General features: G+C 70.5%; 12 protein-coding genes. 8 read left to right on the top strand and 4 right to left on the bottom strand.

Going from position 1 to position 19,172, the window contains the following annotated elements:
- Positions 1–87: 87 nt before the first annotated feature.
- Positions 88–522, bottom strand: coding sequence for an ATP-binding protein (locus tag ABZU25_RS15335; RefSeq protein ID WP_355029959.1), 435 nt, complete (start codon positions 520–522; stop codon positions 88–90).
- A 195-nt stretch (positions 523–717) separates the two neighbouring features.
- Here ABZU25_RS15335 and ABZU25_RS15330 point away from each other — a divergent pair, with 195 nt between their 5' ends.
- The 8 genes from ABZU25_RS15330 (at position 718) to ABZU25_RS15295 (ending at position 9,639) form a co-directional block, all read left to right on the top strand.
- The gene (locus ABZU25_RS15330; RefSeq protein ID WP_355029958.1) at positions 718–1,932 is read left to right on the top strand and encodes a GAF domain-containing SpoIIE family protein phosphatase; all 1,215 of its coding nucleotides are present in this window, start codon (positions 718–720) and stop codon (positions 1,930–1,932) included.
- A gap of 247 nt (positions 1,933–2,179) precedes the next feature.
- Positions 2,180–2,959, top strand: coding sequence for a SigB/SigF/SigG family RNA polymerase sigma factor (locus tag ABZU25_RS15325; RefSeq protein ID WP_355030021.1), 780 nt, complete (start codon positions 2,180–2,182; stop codon positions 2,957–2,959).
- 428 nt (positions 2,960–3,387) lie between these two features.
- Positions 3,388–4,728, top strand: a complete 1,341-nt coding sequence (locus ABZU25_RS15320) for a glycosyl hydrolase family 18 protein (protein ID WP_355029957.1) — start codon at positions 3,388–3,390, stop codon at positions 4,726–4,728.
- A gap of 361 nt (positions 4,729–5,089) precedes the next feature.
- Positions 5,090–5,632 carry an RNA polymerase sigma factor gene (locus tag ABZU25_RS15315; protein WP_355029956.1) on the top strand — a complete coding sequence of 181 codons (543 nt, stop codon included), beginning with the start codon at positions 5,090–5,092 and terminating at the stop codon, positions 5,630–5,632.
- Positions 5,629–6,456, top strand: a complete 828-nt coding sequence (locus ABZU25_RS15310) for a hypothetical protein (protein ID WP_355029955.1) — start codon at positions 5,629–5,631, stop codon at positions 6,454–6,456. Before ABZU25_RS15315 ends, ABZU25_RS15310 begins: the two co-directional genes overlap by 4 nt.
- Positions 6,453–7,331 (top strand): ATP-binding cassette domain-containing protein, encoded by an 879-nt coding sequence (locus ABZU25_RS15305; protein ID WP_355029954.1) that lies wholly within the window; start codon positions 6,453–6,455, stop codon positions 7,329–7,331. The genes ABZU25_RS15310 and ABZU25_RS15305 overlap by 4 nt, the downstream gene beginning before the upstream one ends.
- Positions 7,328–8,929, top strand: a complete 1,602-nt coding sequence (locus ABZU25_RS15300) for a hypothetical protein (RefSeq protein WP_355029953.1) — start codon at positions 7,328–7,330, stop codon at positions 8,927–8,929. Before ABZU25_RS15305 ends, ABZU25_RS15300 begins: the two co-directional genes overlap by 4 nt.
- 5 nt (positions 8,930–8,934) lie before the next feature.
- Positions 8,935–9,639: a hypothetical protein gene (locus tag ABZU25_RS15295; protein WP_355029952.1), complete on the top strand. Its 705-nt coding sequence runs from the start codon at positions 8,935–8,937 to the stop codon at positions 9,637–9,639.
- A 106-nt stretch (positions 9,640–9,745) separates the two neighbouring features.
- Here ABZU25_RS15295 and ABZU25_RS15290 read toward each other — a convergent pair whose 3' ends face one another.
- From ABZU25_RS15290 to ABZU25_RS15280, 3 genes are all read right to left on the bottom strand, one after another.
- A complete protein-coding gene (locus tag ABZU25_RS15290) occupies positions 9,746–15,931 on the bottom strand; it encodes a carboxypeptidase regulatory-like domain-containing protein (protein WP_355029951.1) in 6,186 nt (2,061 codons plus the stop codon).
- Positions 15,932–15,945: 14 nt separating this feature from the next.
- On the bottom strand, positions 15,946–16,098 hold the full coding sequence (locus ABZU25_RS15285; protein WP_355029950.1) for a hypothetical protein: 153 nt from the start codon (positions 16,096–16,098) through the stop codon (positions 15,946–15,948).
- An 80-nt stretch (positions 16,099–16,178) separates the two neighbouring features.
- Positions 16,179–19,073, bottom strand: coding sequence for an AAA family ATPase (locus tag ABZU25_RS15280; RefSeq protein WP_355029949.1), 2,895 nt, complete (start codon positions 19,071–19,073; stop codon positions 16,179–16,181).
- Positions 19,074–19,172 lie beyond the last annotated feature (99 nt).

Here is a 19,172-nt window from a genome sequence, read left to right as displayed (position 1 = left end):
GACAGGTCACCGACAACGCGTCGACTCCACGGACAGCTCGCTGCGCGCCTCTCTCGGCGGTTCGGATGACGTCCGAGGAGGGGATGGCTATCCGAGCGTGTCGCGGGTGCGTGCCGCGATGCGGATGGTGGTGCCTGCGGGTCCGCTGTCGACGAGGACGTAGTCGGCCATCCGCCCGACCACCCAGAGGCCCATTCCTCCCGTTTCGGACAGGGGCGGTCGCTCGGTGCGCGGGAAGTAGTGCCCAGTGTTGAAGCCCCGCCCCTGGTCGGTGACTTCACAGGTGAGCTGACCGTCCAGGAGCAGGCGTACGGCGCCTCTGCCACCGCCGTGCCGAATCACGTTGATCATCAGTTCGTTGATCGCGACGACCCAGTTCTCGATCTCGTCGTGGGCAAGGCCGCACCGGCGACTGGCGGCCTCGACCTCCCGTCGGACGCGGGTCAGGTCCGCGAGGGCGAACGACGTCGAGAACAGGGGCTTCCCGGGGGTGGGGGCATGCTGGTCGAGCGGTGGATTCACTACTGCTTCCCCTCCCTGTCGGACGTGGAGCCGGTGACCTTACCGGTGGCACGAGGGAGGATAGCTCTCCGGAACGGATTCACCGGCCGACCAGTGCATCGATGTGACATCGGAATACCCCACCTCACGGGCACGACACTGTTGATCTCGCTCCTGACGTGCCATCGAAGGCGTGCCGGCGTCTAGGCTGCCTGGGTGCCCGATGCCGAACTGGTGACGAACGACGAGCGGCTGCGACGTATCGAGGCGATCACCGACGCCGCCCTGTCGGGGCTGAACATCACCGAGTTACTCGACGAGCTACTTGAACGGGTCCGGGACCTACTCAAGGTAGATACCGCCACCATCCTGCTGCTGGACGACCACACCGGCGAGCTCGTCGCGACCGCGGCCAAGGGCCTGGAGGAGGAGGTCCGCCGCGGTTTCCGCATCCGGGTCGGACGTGGCTTCGCCGGGCGAGTGGCGGCGACGCGCGCCCCGGTCACGATCCACAACGTTACGCCCGACGACGTGGTCAATCCCATCCTGCTGGCCGCCGGCATCCGAGCCCTGCTGGGCGTGCCCATGCTCGTCAACGGCAACCTCGTCGGCGTACTACACGTCGGCTCCCTGGCCCTGCGTCAGTTCGGTCCCGACGACGTGCAGCTGTTACAGCTCGTTGCCGATCGCGCCAGCCTCGCAGGTCAGGCCCACGCGCAGGTCCTCGACCGGCAGGCAGCGCTGGCCCTGCAACACAGCCTGCTACCAGGCCGGCTACCCGACATCCCCGGTTTGGACCTGGCCGCCCGGTACGTACCCGGTCACGACCTGGGCATCGGTGGCGACTGGTACGACGTGTTCACGTTGCCCTCGGGCTGGCTGGGCGCCGTCATCGGCGACGTCTCCGGCCACGGGCTGCCATCCGCCGTCATCATGGGACGCATCCGCAGCGCGCTTCGCGCCTACGCCCTCGACTCCGAGGATCCCGCCCAAGCGCTTACCTCCCTCGACCGCAAGATCCACCACTTCGAAGCGGGCACCCTCACCACCGCCGTCTACGCCCTGATCTCACCCGACCGCGCGACGGTGCACCTCTCCTCCGCAGGCCATCTCCCACCGCTGCTGGCTACCCCCGGCCAACCCACCCAGCCCGTCAACCTGACGGTGGACCGGCCACTCGGCGTGGGCCGACCGCCAGCCAATCGCCGCACCACCGTTCTGGACCTACCGCCCGGCGCGGCGCTCGTCTTCTACACCGACGGACTGGTCGAACGTCGCAGCGAGCTGATCGACACCGGCATTGAGCGCCTCGCCGACGCCGTGCGGTCCGGGCCTGCCGAGGAGTTGTGCGACCACATCATGGCCACCACCGCCGAGGAGCGCCCCAACGACGACATCGCCCTGCTGGTCATCCGCCGTCGATCGGAATAAGCCGCTCGGGCAGCTGACTACCGCCCTCTGTCCTCCGGCTCGTCCTGGAGTGCGGCCCGACGGCTTCGAACCGCCAGGAGCCTCCGGGCAGCCGACGAGTCACCGAGCTGCGACACCTCAGCCTTTCGGCTAGGTTTCTGGTGCCCTTTCGTCTACTCTCTGCTCAGACGGTTGGCGCCGGACAACCGGAGCGCGGCCGGTGCGATGCGGAGGAACCATGACCATCACCACCGACCGGCCCGCACCGATGAGCGCCCACAGCAAGGAGGCCTCGGCCGACTCGACCGCCACGAAGTTGCTTCTCGCGATGGCGGCGATGCCCGCCGATCACCCGTCGCGGGCCGCGCTGCGGGACCGGGCGATCGAGGCGTGGCTGCCACTGGCCAATCACCTCGCCCGACGCTACAGCGGGCGAGGCGAGCCCACCGGGGACCTGACGCAGACCGCGGCGTTGGGCTTGATCAAGGCAGTGGACAAGTTCGACCCGTCCCGCGGTGTCGACTTCGCCGGCTACGCGATCCCCACCATCGTCGGGGAACTCAAGCGCCACTTCCGGGACCGCACCTGGGACATCCGCGTGCCCCGCCGCCTGCAGGAGATGCGCCTGGCGATCTCGGACGCGAACAGTATCCTGCTGCAAACGCTGGGGCGTTCGCCGACTGTCGCTGACATCGCCGCACACCTCAAGCTCACCGAGGAAGAAGTCCTCGAAGGTCTCGAAGGCGCCCGCGCGTACAACGCCGTTTCGCTGTCCACCCCGATCGGCGACGGTGAGCGCGGCACCGAGTTGGGCGAGATGCTGGGCGGCGACGACGCCGAGTTCGCCAAGGCCGAGCTGCGGGTGGCGCTCGGCCCCGCGCTGGCCACGCTCGACGAGCGGGAGCAGAAGATCCTCACCCTGCGCTTCTACGGCAACCAGACCCAGAGCGAGATCGCCGACCAGATCGGTGTCTCGCAGATGCACGTCTCACGCCTGCTGGCCCGCGCGCTCGTCAAGCTGCGGACGCACCTGGCCGACGCCTACTAGCCCGCCCCGCCCCACCGCTTATCGATCGTTGCCGTGCCACTGCGCTCGGCTGCCGGCCTGGCCCGATGGGGTCCACCCTCCCGGCATGACGGGCGCCGTGCCACCGACTGACGTCCACCACGCCGCACACGCCCTGTTCGATCGGGATGGAACGCTCGCCGTCGACGCCGTGGACGCCGTGGACGCCGTGGACGCCGTGGACGCCGTGGACGCCGTGGACGCCGTGGACGCCGTGGACGCCGTGGACGGCGAGATGGTCAGCGTCGGTGGACGCCCCACGAGCCGAGCAGCGCCTGCGCAGCATGCGGGAGCCCTACCAGCCCTCCGACTCCCCCAACTTCCCGGAATCTGTAAACAACCCTTGATATTAAACTTCACGAACGTCAATATGTGGAGGTCGGGGGTCACCGAAGCCTGGGGAGTGAACCATGAGGAGCCGTCGGATTTTCGCAGTGCTGGCCGGGGCGGCGATGACCGTCACGGCCGCCGTCGCCTTTGTCCCCAGCAGCATGGCGGCCGTGCCCTCGGCCAACGCCGTCCCGATGGTCGCCTGCACTGCCCCGGCCTGGGCCGAGGGCACCACCTACCAGGCGGGCGCCCAGGTCACCTACGGCGGCCGGCTCTACCAGGCTCTGGTCGCCCACACCGCGCACCCCGGAGCCGGCTGGAACCCCGCCGCGACACCGTCGCTCTGGCGTGACCTGGGCGCGTGCTCGGGAAGCACCCCGCCGCCCACCACGCCACCACCGACCACCCCACCGCCCACCACGCCGCCACCGACGACCCCGCCGCCCACCACGCCGCCGCCAACCGGTGGGACCTGCGCGGTGAAGTCGCGGCCCGCCGGCAAGGTGTTGCAGGGCTACTGGGAGAACTGGGACGGCGCTTCCAACGGCGTGCACCCCGGCCTCGGCTGGATCCCGATCACCGACAGCCGGCTCAACCAGCACGGCTACAACGTGATCAACGCGGCGTTCCCGGTGATCCGTTCGGACGGCACGGTCCTCTGGGAGAACGGCATGGACGCTGGCGTAAAGGTGGCCACCCCAGCCGAGATGTGCCAGGCCAAAGCGGCCGGCGCCACCATCCTGATGTCGATCGGCGGGGCCGCCGCGGGCATCGACCTGAGTTCCGCGGCGGTCGCCGACCGGTTCATCGCGACGATCGTGCCGATCCTGACGACCTACCACTTCGACGGCATCGACATCGACATCGAGACCGGCCTGACCGGCAGCGGCAACATCAACACCCTGTCGACGTCGCAGGCCAACCTGATCCGGATCATCGACGGCGTGCTGGCCCGGATGCCGTCGAACTTCGGCCTGACCATGGCGCCGGAGACCGCCTACGTCACCGGCGGCAGCGTGGTCTACGGCTCGATCTGGGGCTCCTACCTGCCGATCATCAAGAAGTACGTGGACAACGGCCGGCTCTGGTGGCTGAACATGCAGTACTACAACGGCAGCATGTACGGCTGCGCCGGCGACTCGTACCCGGCGGGCACGGTGCAGGGCTTCACCGTGCAGACGCAGTGCCTCAACAACGGCCTCACCATCCAGGGCACCACCATCCGCGTGCCGTACGACAGGCAGGTGCCGGGCCTGCCGGCGCAGAACGGGGCGGGCGGCGGCTACCTGTCGACGTCGCTGGTGACCCAGGCCTGGAACTCTGTGCCCGGCCTCAAGGGCCTGATGACCTGGTCGGCGAACTGGGACGGGTCGAAGGGGTGGACCTTCGGCGACAACGTGAAGCGCCTGCAGGGCCGCTGACAGGTGACGGCGCCGGGCCCACCGTCAGCCGGCCTACCGGCAGGCACGGGCCCGGCGATTCGACGGGTCGGCACCGAAACCGCGACTCGGTCGTCTGCTCCGGCGGCATGCTGACCAGGGACGAGTAACAACGGCCCGACCCACCGACCGCGACCCCCGCGACGCCGAGGACCACGACAGCTTTCCCGACCCAAAGATCGTCACCGACGCCGACGGGGCAGGCTCCCCAAACGGCGCTGGCCGTCTTGGGCACAGGCGAGTCGTGCCGGGAACAGCGCACCCCTGCTGCCGTCTGCGAGCGCTGGCAGGAAGCCGTGCCAGTCATGCGAACCAAAACTCGATCCCGCTGCGATAGGTAGGCATGACCGCCCAGGATGACGCCGAACTCCTGGCCCTGATCGCAGGCGGCGACCGGAACGCGTTCGAGGCGTTCTACCGCCGGCACGCGCCGTGGCTACGCCTGCGCCTGTGCTACCGCTGCGCCGACGATGCCCTCGTCGACGACGTCGTGCAGGAGACATTCCTCGCCGTGTGGACCGGCGCCGCGGCCTCGTTCCGGCCTCGCGACACCGACGCCGCTGCCTGGCTGTGGAGAATCGCGTCGCGCCGGCTCATCGATGCGCTGCGCCGCCGCACATCCCGCGACCGGCTCGGCCGGCTGCTGGCCCGCCTGCGCGGCAACGACGAGTCGTCCGCCGAGGAGGAGGTGCTGATCGGTCTCGAGCACGGCGACCTCGGGGGCGCCCTCGCCCGCCTCTCCCCGGAGCTGCGCGCGGTCATCCGCGCCACCGTCCTTGACGGCCTCTCCACCGCCGAGGCCGCCGTCCTGCTCGGCATCCCCGCCGGCACCGTCAAGACGCGGGCGATGCGGGCCCGCCGGCAGCTGCGAGAGGAGTTGACATGACCTGGCATCTGCTCGACGAGGACCTACGCGTCTACGCCACCCGTACCCTCGCCGCCCCTGGTCTGTGGTCCACGGAGGCGCACCTGGCCGCGTGCGGTGAGTGCCGCGAACGCCTCGCCGCCGCCGCGACCGTCGACCTGGGGTGGGCGATCGACGGAGGCTGGGCCCGCCTCGACGTCGCCCTGGACGCGCCGCGGCCGGGGCCCGTCGAACGCTTGATGATCACGGTCGGCGTTCCCGACCACACCGCGCGGCTGCTCGCGGCGACGCCGGCGCTGCGGCTGTCGTGGCTCGTGGCGATCGCGGTCACTGCCGCGTTGACGGCAACTGTCGCCGTGTTCACCGACCCGGTCGTGTTCCTCGCCGTAGCCCCGCTGTTGCCGCTGGTCGCGGTCGCGGTGTCGTTCGCGCCCGGCATCGACCCCACCTACGAGATCGCGGTGGTCGCTCCGATCCGCTCGTTCCGGTTACTGCTGTTGCGGTGCCTCGCGGTCCTTTCCGCGACCACCGCACTGTCCGCCGTGGCCAGCCTCTTCATCTACGGGTACGGGCTGCGCGCGACCTGTTGGTTCCTGCCGTCGCTCGCCCTGACCGTGCTGTCGCTGCTGCTCTCGCCGCGGCTCGGCGCGGGTCCGGCCGCGGTCGTCGTCGGCCTCGGCTGGGCGGCGGTGGTCGCCGCCACCTTCGGCGACCGGCTCGTCTTCACCCTCGCCGGGCAGGTTGGCGTCGCGGTCGTCGGCGGGATCGCCGCCGTGGCACTGTCCCGTCAGCGCGGCACCTACGACCGCTACCACGTCCCCAACCTGATGAGGAGGGTTTCATGACTGCCGTTCAGGCAAACGGTCTGGCGCTGCGGTACGGGCGCACCACCGCGCTTGAGGACGTGTCGTTCACGCTGCGCACCGGCGTGACCGGGTTGCTCGGCCCGAACGGCGCGGGCAAGACGACGCTGCTGCGGATCGTCGCGACCGCCCTGCCCGCCGATGGCGGAACGCTGCGGGTCTTCGGCCACGACCCGAGCACACCACCCGGGCGGCTCGCGGTCCGGCGCCGGCTGGGCTACCTGCCGCAGGACCCCGGCTTCCACCCGTCGTTCACCGCGTTCGAGTTCGTCGACTACGTCGCGATTCTCAAGGAGCTCACCCACCGGACGACGCGGCACGCCGAGGTCGCCCGGGTGCTCTCCGCCGTCGGCCTCGACGAGCGACGGCGATCCCGGATCCGGACCCTGTCCGGCGGGATGAGGCAACGGCTCGCGCTGGCGGCCGCCCTGGTCGGCGACCCGGACCTCGTCGTCCTCGACGAACCGACTGTCGGTCTCGACCTGGAGCAGCGGCTGCGGTTCCGGGAGCTGGTCGCGGACCTCGGCGAGCGCAAGACGGTCCTGCTGTCCACGCATCAGACCGAGGACGTCATGTCGCTGTGCCAGGAGGTCGTCGTCCTCGATCGGGGCCGAGTGCGGTTCGAGGGCACCCCGGCGGAGCTGGCCGGGCTCGCCGCCGGTCGGGTGTGGACGAGCGCGACGCGGCAGGCGGGGGCGTTGGCGTCGTGGCGGACGGGCACGGGGCTGCACCGTCACGTCGGCGACCCGCCACCCGGGGCCGCGCTGGTGGAGCCGTCGATCGAAGACGGCTACCTGACGCTGGTCGGCGCCGCCACCGACGCCGAGGCGCCAATGATCGCGGGCGGCGCGCGATGACCGCGGCCCTGACGGTGGCCGCGCCGGTCCGTCCAACGCCGTCGTCCACGGACGGGCGTCGGCAGGCGCTCCTCGCACTCGCCCGGTTCGAGGCGGTCCGGATGCTGCGACACCCGCTCACCATCGCGGCCGCGCTCCTGTTCCTCGGCCCGTGGCTGTGGGGCTGGCTGTCCGGCTCGGCCAACCGATATCCGGTGCTCCCCGACGAGTTGATCATCATCCAGCTGCTCGCGTTGCCGATCCTCGGCGGCGCGGCGCTGATCGTGGCGAACCTCGTCACGCTACGGGCGCACCGGCACCGGGTCGACGCGTCCTACGACGTGCTGGTGCTGCCGCCCGCCTGGCGGGTCGGCGGGTTCCTGCTGGCACTGCTACCGCTGGCCGGCCTCAGCCTCCTGCTCGTCGCTGTCCGGGTCGGGGTTTCCGCAGTGCTTCCGGGCGCAGCCGGGAGCGTCGACGTCCCCGCGTTGGTGACCCCGTCGGCGCTGGTGCTACTCCTCGGTGCGGTCGGGGTGATCGCCGGCATCCTGATCCGCTCCGTGCTGATCGCTCCGCTGCTCGTCCTACTCGTCCTGGTGCTGGAGTTCGCGGCGATCGCCGCGACCCTCATCGAGACCGGCTGGCGGTTCCTGCTTCCGGTCTACGTCAGCGAGTTCGGGGTCCCGGTACCCGCCGGCGTCTCCGACCGACCCGCGGCCCGGCACCTCGCCTATTTGGTCGGGATCACCGTGCTGCTCGTCGCGGCCATCCTGGCCCGGGCCAGGGCGCGACGGTCGGTCGTCGCGGCCGGGCTCGCCGTCGGGCTGATCCTCACCGTCGGCGGCGGGCTGACCCAGTCGCGACCCGACCCCGGCATCGCGGCGGCTCGCGCGACTGTCGAAGACCGGCCGGAGAGCATCCAGTCGTGCGTCCTGCGCGACGACGTCACCTACTGCTACTTCGACGGGTTCGACGGCTTCGTCTCCGGGTGGGAGTCGGTGGTGACCTCCGTACGCGAGGTCGTGCCGGACGTCGCCACCTCGCCGGGGCCGCCGCTCGCGGTGCGGCAGCGGACCGCACTCGACGAGATCTCCGCGGAGGGCCAGACCGGCTCAGTCGCCGAAGACATGCGCGTGGTGGCCGGTTGGAAAGTCGCGGACGCGGCGGCCGGCACCCCGGAGGCGATACGGGTGGGCACGGTGTGGGGCGACGACCGCGCAACCGCCATCCTCGCCGCCGGAGTCGCCTACCGGCTGATGGCCGCGCAGGCGTACGACGGAGGATTCTCGCTGTGCGGAGCCCGGGCGGCGCTGCTGGTGTGGCTGGTCGGGCAGGCGTCGCCGGCCGCCCTGGCCGGGATGCGCTCGCTGGACGAGACGAGCACCGGATCGCTCGTCTTCAGCGACCCGTCCGCCATGTTCGGCATCTCGGCACCCGACCGGGCGGCGGCACCGGCGTTGGAGCTGCTGCGGCAGTCCGCCGAGGTGGCGCCGCTCGTCGAGCGGCACTGGGACGAGCTGACCGCGTCTGGCACACCGCTGGAGCGCTTCGGTGTCATCTTCGGGGTTGCGGTCCAGCCGCCGTCCCCGGATCAGGGCGAGCCGCTGTGCGGCGACTGAGCAGGATGCCCACCGCGGACGACGCCGACGCCTCGGGCCAGGCCGTCAGCGCACCCGGGCCGAGGCGGGGCGGACGCCTGCGGACGGCTGCGGTGCTGGTCTGGCCGACGCTGCGGGCGATGCGGATCGCACCGCTGCTGGCGACTGGGATCGTCGGTGTGGCGATCGTGACCCCACCGGCCGTGACCGAGTCGGTCCTGCCCCCCGACAATCACCTCACGTTGCTGCGGTTGGTGATGGCCTGCGTCGGCCTCGGCGTCACGTTCGCGCTCGACGACCCCGCGAAGCCGACTGCGGAGACCCTGCCGGTTCCGGCCTGGCTCGGCGCGCTGGTACGAGCGGTCCCCGCTGCCGTCGTCGGCGGTGCGTGCTGGGCGGCAGCGCTGCTTGTGACACGGTCCGGGCCGGAGACCGCGTCGCTGCCGTACCCGGACCTGACCCGTGAGGCCGTGACCGTCGCGGCGGTCGCGTTCCTCGCGTCGGCAGTCGGCTGGCGACGTTCGCCGCGCGGAATTGGCAGTCCACTCGCCGCCCCGATGCTGCTGCTCGGGATGACAGTGGTGGCGCTGCTGCCGACCTCGGTGGCTCTACTCGTCGGCGTGGGCGACGGCTGGGCCGCAGCCCACGACCGCTGGATGTGCCTCTTGGCAGGGACACTGTTGGCGACCGTCGGCGTGCTCATCGTCCGGCGGTCCCCTGGGCGCGGCTGACAGCCGTCCGGCATCGCCGCCAACTCTCCTGGTCGCGATCAGAGCCTCCCCGGCAGTCCTTCTCCGAGGAGGCTCTGACCCCTGTTCCCAGGCAGGTGTGGTTATCTCACAGGCGCGGGTCCTGCTGGACCGTGAGGGCGTTGAGGATCGGGTCGTCCTCGCCCTTGTCGCGGCGAAGCTCGATCTTCAGATCACCACCGGCGTGCTCGACGGTGACCATGTTCGTGTCCGCGGTCAGCGCACCCACCTTCGCCTGCACGTCGTGGTCGTAGAGCACGACCTTGCCGTCGACCAGAACGTCGAAGGCACGCTTGCCGGCCTTGACCTTCTCGATCTCCGCGAAGTCGAGGGCGATTCGGTACGTCCCGGCGGGGGCGTTCCTGAACACGTAGCTGAACGTCTCGCCGGTCCGCTGGGTGCGGAACAGCGCGTCGTCCTCGGTGCCGGCGATGTCGGCCCTGGTGGCACGCGCCTTGCCGCCGACGTAGCCCCACGGCCGTGGGCCGAGCTCCTGGTCGGGCGACCAGACGAAGCCGTCGGTGCCGACGTACCCGGATCCGCCGACGTCGAGGCCCTTCCAGTAGGCCGAGGTCGCCAGGCGGACCGGCGTGAACTGGGCCTCACCCTTGCCGGCGTTCGACGCCACCAGCACGTCGCCGACGAGCACGCCGGGCTCGACGGAGGCGTTGTCGGCCGTCGCCGTGACGGTGGTGGACGCGCCGACCGCGAGCGTGACCGGGCCGGTTGCGGCCGCGCCCGTGAGGGTCAGCCACGGAAGGTCGGCGGCTTCGTGCCCGCCGTCGCTTGTGCGTTTCTGCTCGCTGATCCGCACCTCGAGCGGGGCGGAGCCGGTGTTGGTCACCGTCACGTCGGCCGTCGTCTTCTGGTCCTTGTCGAGGAGCCAGTCGAGGTCACCTGCGGTGACGGTGGCGACGCCCGTGGTCAACGCCGTGTCGACGACCTCGGCCTGATCCTTCCTGGCGATGGTCACGGGGTGGCTGGCGGTGACGTAGTTCGGCGCGTCGACCTGCACGGTGTTCTCGCCGACCAGCGCCTGGGCCTTCCACCGGCCCTTCGCGTCGGTCGTGATGACCCGCTCACCCGCCGGCCCCTTGAGCGTGACGATCGCGCCCTCGATCGGCTTGCCGTCGTTCTTGTCGGTGACCGTTCCCTCGATCGTGCCCGCGGCCGGGAGGGTGTACTCCAGCCCCAGACCGGCCTTCAGGATGGGCTGGTCAAAGGAGTACTGACTCGCGGGGTTGCGCGTCAGGCTCTCCAGACCGACAGTCGCCGACGACCCTCGGGTGAGGGGGTTGTCGCCGCCGACGCCGTCGCCGTACCCGATCTGGATCCGTCCGTCCGCGATCAGGGTGACCGAGAAGCTCACGCGAGCCGTCGGGTCGCTGTAGAAGGCGACGTTGCGCCACTCGATGACCTGCGCCGCCAGCCCGTCCACCTCGGTCGTGCCGAAGTAGATGCCTGCCTCGTCGTCGACGATGAGGTCGTCCCAGAGCGGGTAGATCGCGTCGATCGGGTACGGCGACGGCAGTGCCGTGTTGTTTCCCGACGTGCTGGCGCGGTCGAAGGTCAGCGTGCCGTTCGTCGTCACGCACACGCCGTCCCAGGCACTGTCGTAGAACGGAGACAGGAAGCTGGAGTCGAACCACAACACACCGCAGAGGTCATCGCCGTGCCACCCGGACTCCTCAGTGCCCTGGCGGTAGAGCCCGTCGGTCACCTTCATCGAGTACGAGCGGCCGGCGGGAGCCACCGGCACGGGACCCGGATCCGGCTGCTCGGGCTGAGGCTCCGGCTCCGCCGCGTCAGCGCGCGGATCGAGCGTCACCCGCAGCGCGGCAATGGTCGGGGCCTTCAGGCCCTTCGAGCCCCGCAGCTCCACGGTCAGCGGACCGCCCTCGTGCCGCACGACGGCGGAGCGCCAGTCGGCGGCGTTCGGCCCCACGGCTGCGGCCGGGTCGTACGCGTACTCCGTCAGCGACCCGTCCACGACGACGTCGAACACCCGCTTGCCCCTGGCCACCTTCTCGATCTCGGCGAAGCCGAAGTCGATCGCGTAGGTGCCCTTGGGCGCGTCGGGGAAGCGGTAGAACAGCTCCTTCTCATGCGTGGTGCGCTGCGACTGGAACAGGGCGTCGTCCGTCGTACCGGAAATCCCGGCCTTCGTGGAGGCGACAGTCGTCCTGCCCTCGTAGCCCCACGCCTTCGTGCCGGCAGCCTGGTCGGCGGACCAGGTGTAGCCGGAGCCGTCGGTGAGCTTTGGGCCACCGGCGTTGACGCCGACCTGGTACTTCGTGGTCGTGAGCGTCACCGGGACATAGGTCTTGGACTGGCGTCCGGAGTCCGACCTCACCACGATGTTCGCGCCGAGGACACCGGGCTTGGCGCCCTTCGAGGAGATCGAGACCTTCACGGTCGTCGACTGGCCCGGGGCGAGGGTGCCGCCGGTCGAGGAGAGCGACAGCCACGGCAGGTCGGTGAGCAGGTCGTCCTCGACGTCGACAAGCACGACGTCGTCGGCGATCTGGTCCGCCGCCCACAGCGCGCCGGTGGAGTCGGTCTCGAGGCCGCCGCCCTGGCCCGCCTTCTGGCCCGGGAACCACCACGCGTTCACCAGCGAGCAGTCGTCGGGGTCGACCTGCAGCAGGCGGGTGGGCCGGTTCGAGGTGAGGTCGGTGTACCAGATGGTGTCGGACGCCTGGTTGTACGCCAGGCCCATCACCTCGGGCAGCGGCGGGGCGCAGAAGGACAGCAGCGCACCCGGGTTGTCGTGCGACGTCCCGGCGACGGTGCCGATCATGCCGTTCGCCCGGCCGCCGACGTAGAACACGTCCTCCGTCGGGTTGTAGGCGAGCCCGGTCAGCTGCAGCGTGGACCAGTCACCAGTGATCTGCCGGGTCTCCTTCCCGGTCGTCCGATCGAAGCAGTGGATGTAGCTGGCCGGGCTGTCCTCCATCTGGCACATGTCACCGGTCTTGGTGTCGAGCGCCATGTCGAACGCCCGGTACGCCGGGTTCCACGACGCGTCGAAGACCTTGCCGGTCGACTTGCCCGTCACCGTGTAGGCGGTGTTCGTCCGCGCGTTGTAGTCGTGGACCCAGACGTCGCCGTCGTACCCGATGCCCGAGGGCTCCTTGTCCGCGATAGTGCCGGGGATAGGGATCCGGGTGATGACGTCACCGCCGGCGGTCGCGCCGACCGTGCCGGCGGCCTGTGCTTCCGCGGCCTTCGCCGTCGCCGCCTTGCCGTCGACGTTCGACGGCTTCATGCCGCTCGCGCCGGTCTTCCACGCGGCGAGGTCGATAGTGCTGTCCGCACCCTTTCCGGTGCGCGTGGTGGCGGAGGCGGCGTCAAGGTCGGGGTGGCGCGCGGCCTCGCCCAGGTTGTACGTGAGTGGGGCGGAACCGTTGTTTGTCAACGTCAGCGAGCCCACGCCGTTCTGGTCGGCACCCAACAGGGCGTCGAGGCCGTCGGCCTTCAGGCCGGCGACACCAGTGGTCAGCCGTGCGTCGATCTTCGCCTTCGCGTAGAGCTTGTCGAGCGAGAACGGGTACGTCGCTGTCGCGTAGTTCGGCGCGTCGACAGTCATTGTGTAGTCGCCGACCGGGAGCTGACGGTGCACGATGCCCGTCCCGTTGGTCGTGACGGTCTCGACGAGCCCATTTCTGGTGCTGAAGGAGACATTGGCCCCGGCGACCGGCAGCCCGTCGTTCTGGTCGACGACCGTCGCGTCGAGGTACCCGAAGTCAGGCATGTCGTAGGTGACGGTCATTCCGTCGTGCAGCACCGGGGCGCTGTCGGAGAACCGGATGCCGTCCACGCCGGCCCAGCCCTGGATGCCGGTGACGGCGTGCGCGCCGGCGGTCACCGGGTCGGCGGTCCCGATGCCGTCGCCGTACCCGAAGATCATGGTGCCGGAGCGGGTGAGCGTGGCCGAGAAGTTGACCGGCTCGGTGTACTCCGACCGGTCCGGATAGGCCCAGAGCTTGGCGTTGCGGTACTCGACGACGAACGCGTCCTCACCGTTGACAGTGGTGGCTGCCGTGAAGACACCGCCGCCGGGGGCGAACTCAACGGGGGTCTGGACGGAGAACGGGAAGATGCCCGCCCCGCCATAGCCGGGTCCGGTGCTGGTGTCCGGGGAGATCACGCCGCGCAGGCCGATGCCGAGGGTGTCGTGGCTGCCGTTGTAGAGCGCGATCGGGAACGGCAGCTTCACAGTGGCCCACACACCACTGCTGAACGCGACCGGGTCGGTGCCACGCAGGTACTCGCCGTCGGAAACGGCACAGCTGTAGCCACCCTTGTCGACGACGAGCCCCACCGCGATCTCGCGCGACTCGTTCTGCGCGCCGACGGTCAGCGGGAGGGTCGTGGGCGAGAAGCAGGCGTTGGGCTTGACGTTCAGCGTGTACCCGCCCTCGGGGACAGCGCTGATCGTGAACCCGCCGTTGGCGTCCGTGCGTACCGGCTTCAGCGGCGTGTCCTTGACGGAGACGTCAGCGTTCGGGACGGGCCGCTTCTTGTCGTCGACGACCCTGCCGCTGATGTCGTGCCGCGCGGCGGCCGTGAGCGGCAGCGCGACGGAGGTGTCCTGGCCGAGGGTGATCGTGACGTTGGCGGTCGCGGTCAGGTAGCCGAAAACCCTGGTGCTGAGCTGGTAGTCGCCGACCGGAAGGTTCGTGGTGAACCTGCCGTCCTTGTCGGTGCCGATCGACCGGCTGAACGGTCCGCTGATCGTCACGTCGGCGGCGGGGACCGGGGCGCCGTTGGCGGTGACGACACCGGTGAGGGTGCCACCCTTGCGGGGCGCCAGCTCGAGCAGGCGCACGAGGTCGAGCCGGCCTTCGCCGTACTTGTTGTTGACCTCGGCGGTGCCGCCGCACTCGGTGTCGTCGACGTCGACGGCCGACTCGCCGAGCAGGCGGCGGGTCTCCTCGACCTGCCCGATGAGGGTCGGGTCGTAGCTCCACAGCGCCGCGACGGCGCCGGCGACGTGGGGGGCCGCCATCGAGGTGCCGGACATCTCGACGTAGCTGTTGCCCGGATAGGACGAACGGACAGCGTCGCCCGGAGCGGAGATCTCGGGCTTGATCCGGCCACCCTCACCCTCGCCCTTGCGGGAGAACAACGCGAGCGTGCCGTCCGACGCGTAGGCGCCGACGGAGTAGGCACTCTCGGCGGAGCCGGGCGAGGAGACGGTGTCGCAGGCCGCGTACGGCGTGGTGTTGCCCGATGACCAGACGCTGAAGATGCCCGCGGCGCTCCAGGCCTCGTCGATGGCCTGGAAGAAGTCGTTGAAGCTGTGCTCCTCGGTCTGACCCCAGGAGTTGTTGATGACGTGGGGACGCTTGGACGGGTCGGGGTTGTTCCCGTGGACGTCGGTCGGGGCGAGCAGCCACCAGCCGGACCGGAGCAGCGACTCGACGCCGGTGCTGTCGCAGCAGCCGTTCGTCGCGATCCACTGCGCGTCCGGGGCGACGCCGACGTGGTTGGCGCCGTCGTCGCCGACCATGGTGCCCATGGTGTGCGTGCCGTGTCCGTTGTCGTCGCACGGCGCGTCCGTGCACGTGCCCCGGGTGGCCATCCAGTTGTAGTTGTGGTCGACGGTGCCGTCGGGCTTCGTGCCGCGGTACTGGTGCGTCAGGGCGGGGTGGTCGAACTGGACGCCCGAGTCGAGGTTGGACACGGTGATGCCCGCCCCGGTGGCGCCCATGGCCCAGGCCTGGGGGGCGTGGATGGCGTCCAGACCCCACGTGGAGGTGCCCGCCTCGGCGGCCTTCGGGGCGGCGGGGCGGGCTGCCCGGTCAGCTGGGCTCTTCTCGTCGACGGGCTTGACCAGCGCGACCTGCGGCGTCGCGTGGATCTCGGCGACCTGCGTCTTCGCGGCCACGTCGAGGGCGAGCTTTTCGTTGCCACCCTTGACGAGCACCGTGTTGGCGATCGGGTAGGAGGTGTATTTGACGCCGGCCCGGTCCAGTTCGGTGGAGACGGATGCCAGGGAGTTCTTCGCCGCCGCGGTCAGCGCGTCGTAGACGAACCGACCGCGAGCGGTCCAGTCGGTGATCTTCTTCGTCGGCTCGAGGTCGGCTCTGGTGTCGAACGTGATCCAGAAGTCGGACGCCGGAGACGTGCGGAAGCGGTCCTTCAGGGTCGAGGCGATCTTGTTGGCGGCGGCGCCTGGATCCGGCTCGGCGGCGGACGCCGGTGGTGCCTGGATCAGGCTCAGGCCAACCGCTGCGGCCAGCGCAGCCGCGAGGGCTTTGAGTGTCATGAGAGTCCTTCGACCTACAGGGGTTGGTAGGGGTCGTGGTTCTTGTGGTCGTCGGCACCGTCGGCGTCGTGGGCGTCGGGGGCGCTGACGCGCGGCTCGCGGGGCAGCTCGGGTGGTGGCGGGTGCTCGATGGCGGCGTCGTCACGCGCGACTTGTCGCTCAGGCACGCATTGCCCAAGGGCTATGAATCATGGAGCCATGCTCGGCGCGCCGGGTGGCCGTCGCTATCCAGCGGATACGTCAATTTTCACGACGGGCTGTCGAGGGAGTCCTCTTCTGCGAACACTCCGGCCTCCACCGCCTTGACCGCGAGCGCGGTCCGGGAGGTCACCTTCAACTTGCGCATCGCCGCACGCAGCTGTTGATCCACAGTGGCCGGGGACTTGGCCAGGATCCGGCTGATCTCCCGGTTGGTCTTGCCGGCGACAACCAGTTGGACCACGTCGAGTTCGCGCGGTGAGAGCTGGTCGCCGTACCCTCGTCGGCCGCCACGCCACAGCCGCGGAACCTCGGCGCCGTGTTCGCGGAGCCGCTGCGCGACACGGTCCGCGTCGCCGCGGGCTCCGAGCCTGAACAGTTGCTCGTACTGTGCGGCCAGCAACTCTCGGCCCTGTTCGAGCTGGCCCTGCGCGATGAGCGCCTCGGCTTGACGCTCGCGGGCGAGCATGGCGTCGTAGGGGCGCGGCAACGCGCTCCAGGCACGCGCCGCCCGACCGTAGGCCGTCGCCGCGCGGGCGTGGTCTCCGACCGCGGCGAGCAGCAGGGCGCGGCAGACGGCGAGCGCGGCGCGGGGCGCGGGCGCGGTACGGCCACGCAGTCCTCTGGCGAGCTGGTCGCCGAGGCGGGTCGCGGTCCTGAGGTCGCCCGCCGCGAGGTACGCCTCGATCTGGGCGGGGACGAGGTCCGTCGCCCAGATCCAGATGCCCTTTCTCCGGACGGTGTCCATCGGCTCGTTCGTGATCTGCAGCGCTCGGCCGCTGTTTCCGTCCGTCAGCCACAGTCTGGCCAGCGCGGCGGCGGCCTCCATCGTGTCGTCGGCTGCGCCGAGACGGGCCGACTCCTCGAGGACCAGGCGGAACTGCTCCTCTGCGGCGCGCCGCCGTCCGGCTGCGGCTGCCAGCCGGGCCGAGAGCCGGATGCTGCCGAGGTAGTGCGCCGGCCGGTCTCGGTCGGCGTCGGCGAGTGCCGCGCTCTGTTCCGCGAGACCCTCCCACCGGCCGGTGAGCCACGCCAGGTTGGCCTGTTCGAGGCGGACGTTGTGGTACAACCGGGACGCCTGCTCGGTCTCGGCGAGATGCATGGCCACGGCGAGGTGTTTGTCCGCGTCGGCGTACCGGCCCCAGATCACCGCGCCGGTCCCGACGTTTGCGTGGATGCGAGCCACGTCGAGACGCTCCGCCGAGGTCGCGCCGTCGATGGGCAGGCCGGCGACGACGTCCCAGGCCTCCTCCTCGCCGAGCATCAGCAACGCCGCGGCTCGGTTGCCGGCCAGGTTCAGCCGTTCCGCGGGAGAGTCGAATCCGGTGGTGAGTTCTGCGGCGCGATCCAGCCAACGCCGATGGGTCGACGCCGGCCACGGTCCCGCATAGGCCCATCCGAGGTAGGTCATCGCCCGGGCCGCCTCGACCGGGTCATGGTCGAGGTTGGCCACCGCCTGCTCGAGCTCGCTGAGTGCGGCCTGCGCCTCACCCGCGGTGATCAGGAGCCGACCCAGGGGGTTGCGGATCTCGGCCTGCTGGCGGGCGGAGAGACCAGGGGTCTCCAACACCGAGCGCAGGGTACGGATCACCCGGTGGTGGACCTGATCGACCTGTTCGCGACGGCCCAGTGCGGCTACTCCGGCGATGCGCGCTACCCGTGCCCGATCCTTCGGCGGCAGCACCGCCCACGACAACAGTTCGACAAGCATGTCGACCGCCTTGGTGTGGTCACCCGACGCCATGGCCAGCTCGGCACCCTGCTCGGCGTATCGCGCCCAGGACTGCGTCTCGCCCGCCTCACGGAAGTGGTGGGCAAGGCGTGCGACGGGCGGCGGGTGGATGTTCTCCAAGGCACGGCCGGCCAGCAGGTGGAAGTGTCTGCGGTCGGTCAACGGGATCGCTTCGTAGACAGCCGCGGCGGCCAGCACGTGCCGGAATCGCCACTGGTCGCGGTCGTCCGCGTCCAGGACGCCGGCGTCGGCCGCCTCCGAGATGGCGCCTCGACACGCGGCGGGTGACAGGCCGGCGGTGACAGCGATAGTGGCCGCCGGCGACCGCTCGGCCAACGTGGCAGCGGCTCGCAACACCTGCTGCGCCGGCGGCGACAGACGGCCCACCCGCTCCCGGGTGGAGTCGCGCACCGTTGGCGGCACCCGTAGTTCGCGCAGCTTCAGCCGGACCCACTGCCCGTCGCGGAAGACGAGGTCGGCGCGGTCGCACATGAGGCGAACCGACTCCTCCAGCGCCAGGGGAACGCCACCGGTCCGCTCGTGCAGGAACGTCGCGAACTCCTGCGATATCGGGTTGCCGTCCAGCATCGAGGACACCAGCGCCGCCGTGTCGTCGGGTCGCATCGGCGCCAGGGCGATCCTCAGCTGGGTCACGCCGGCGGGCAACCGGGACGTCAGCCGCAGCAACAGCGACCCGTCGTTCACCTCCTCCGGCCGATAGGAGATCACGAGGCTTGGCCCGTCCGTCTGCTGCCGGGACGTGACGAACAGCAGGAACTCCAGGGTCACCTCGTCGGCCCAGTGGGCGTCCTCGAGCACGAGCACGTCGACACGCAGAGCCCGCAGCAGCTCGTCCAGGGCGCGGAACAGGCGATGCCGGGCCGCCTTCGCATCGTCCAGGGGCTGCGGTGCGGGCGGCAGGTCCGCGGACCATTCGGGGAACAGGGGCCGTAACGCACCCGCGAGCGCGGTGAGCGGCAGTCGCGACACCTGGCGGTCGATCCCCCGGAACGCGTCGACGATCGGCCCCAAGGTCAGCGACTCGCGAAGCGGTGGGCACACCGAGACCAGGGCGGTGCGCTGCGCCGGCGCGGCCAACCACTCTCGCAGCAGTCGGCTCTTCCCGATCCCCGCCTCGCCCTCCACCAGCACGATCGCCGGTGGCCGGGCCACCGCGCCCCGGAGCGCCGCCATCTCACGATCACGACCCACGAAATGCGGCGTAGAGACCGTCGGCGAGGTCCCGTCGTCCTCGGGCGAGGGGTCGAGCATGCGTGATGATCTCCCTTTTCGCTGCTCGGGCGCAAGTAC

Source organism: Micromonospora sp. NPDC005215 (genome assembly GCF_040607915.1).
In the GTDB taxonomy this organism is placed as follows: domain Bacteria; phylum Actinomycetota; class Actinomycetes; order Mycobacteriales; family Micromonosporaceae; genus Micromonospora.
Note: the sequence above shows the minus strand (reverse complement) of the source record. Positions and strands in the feature narration are given on the sequence as shown.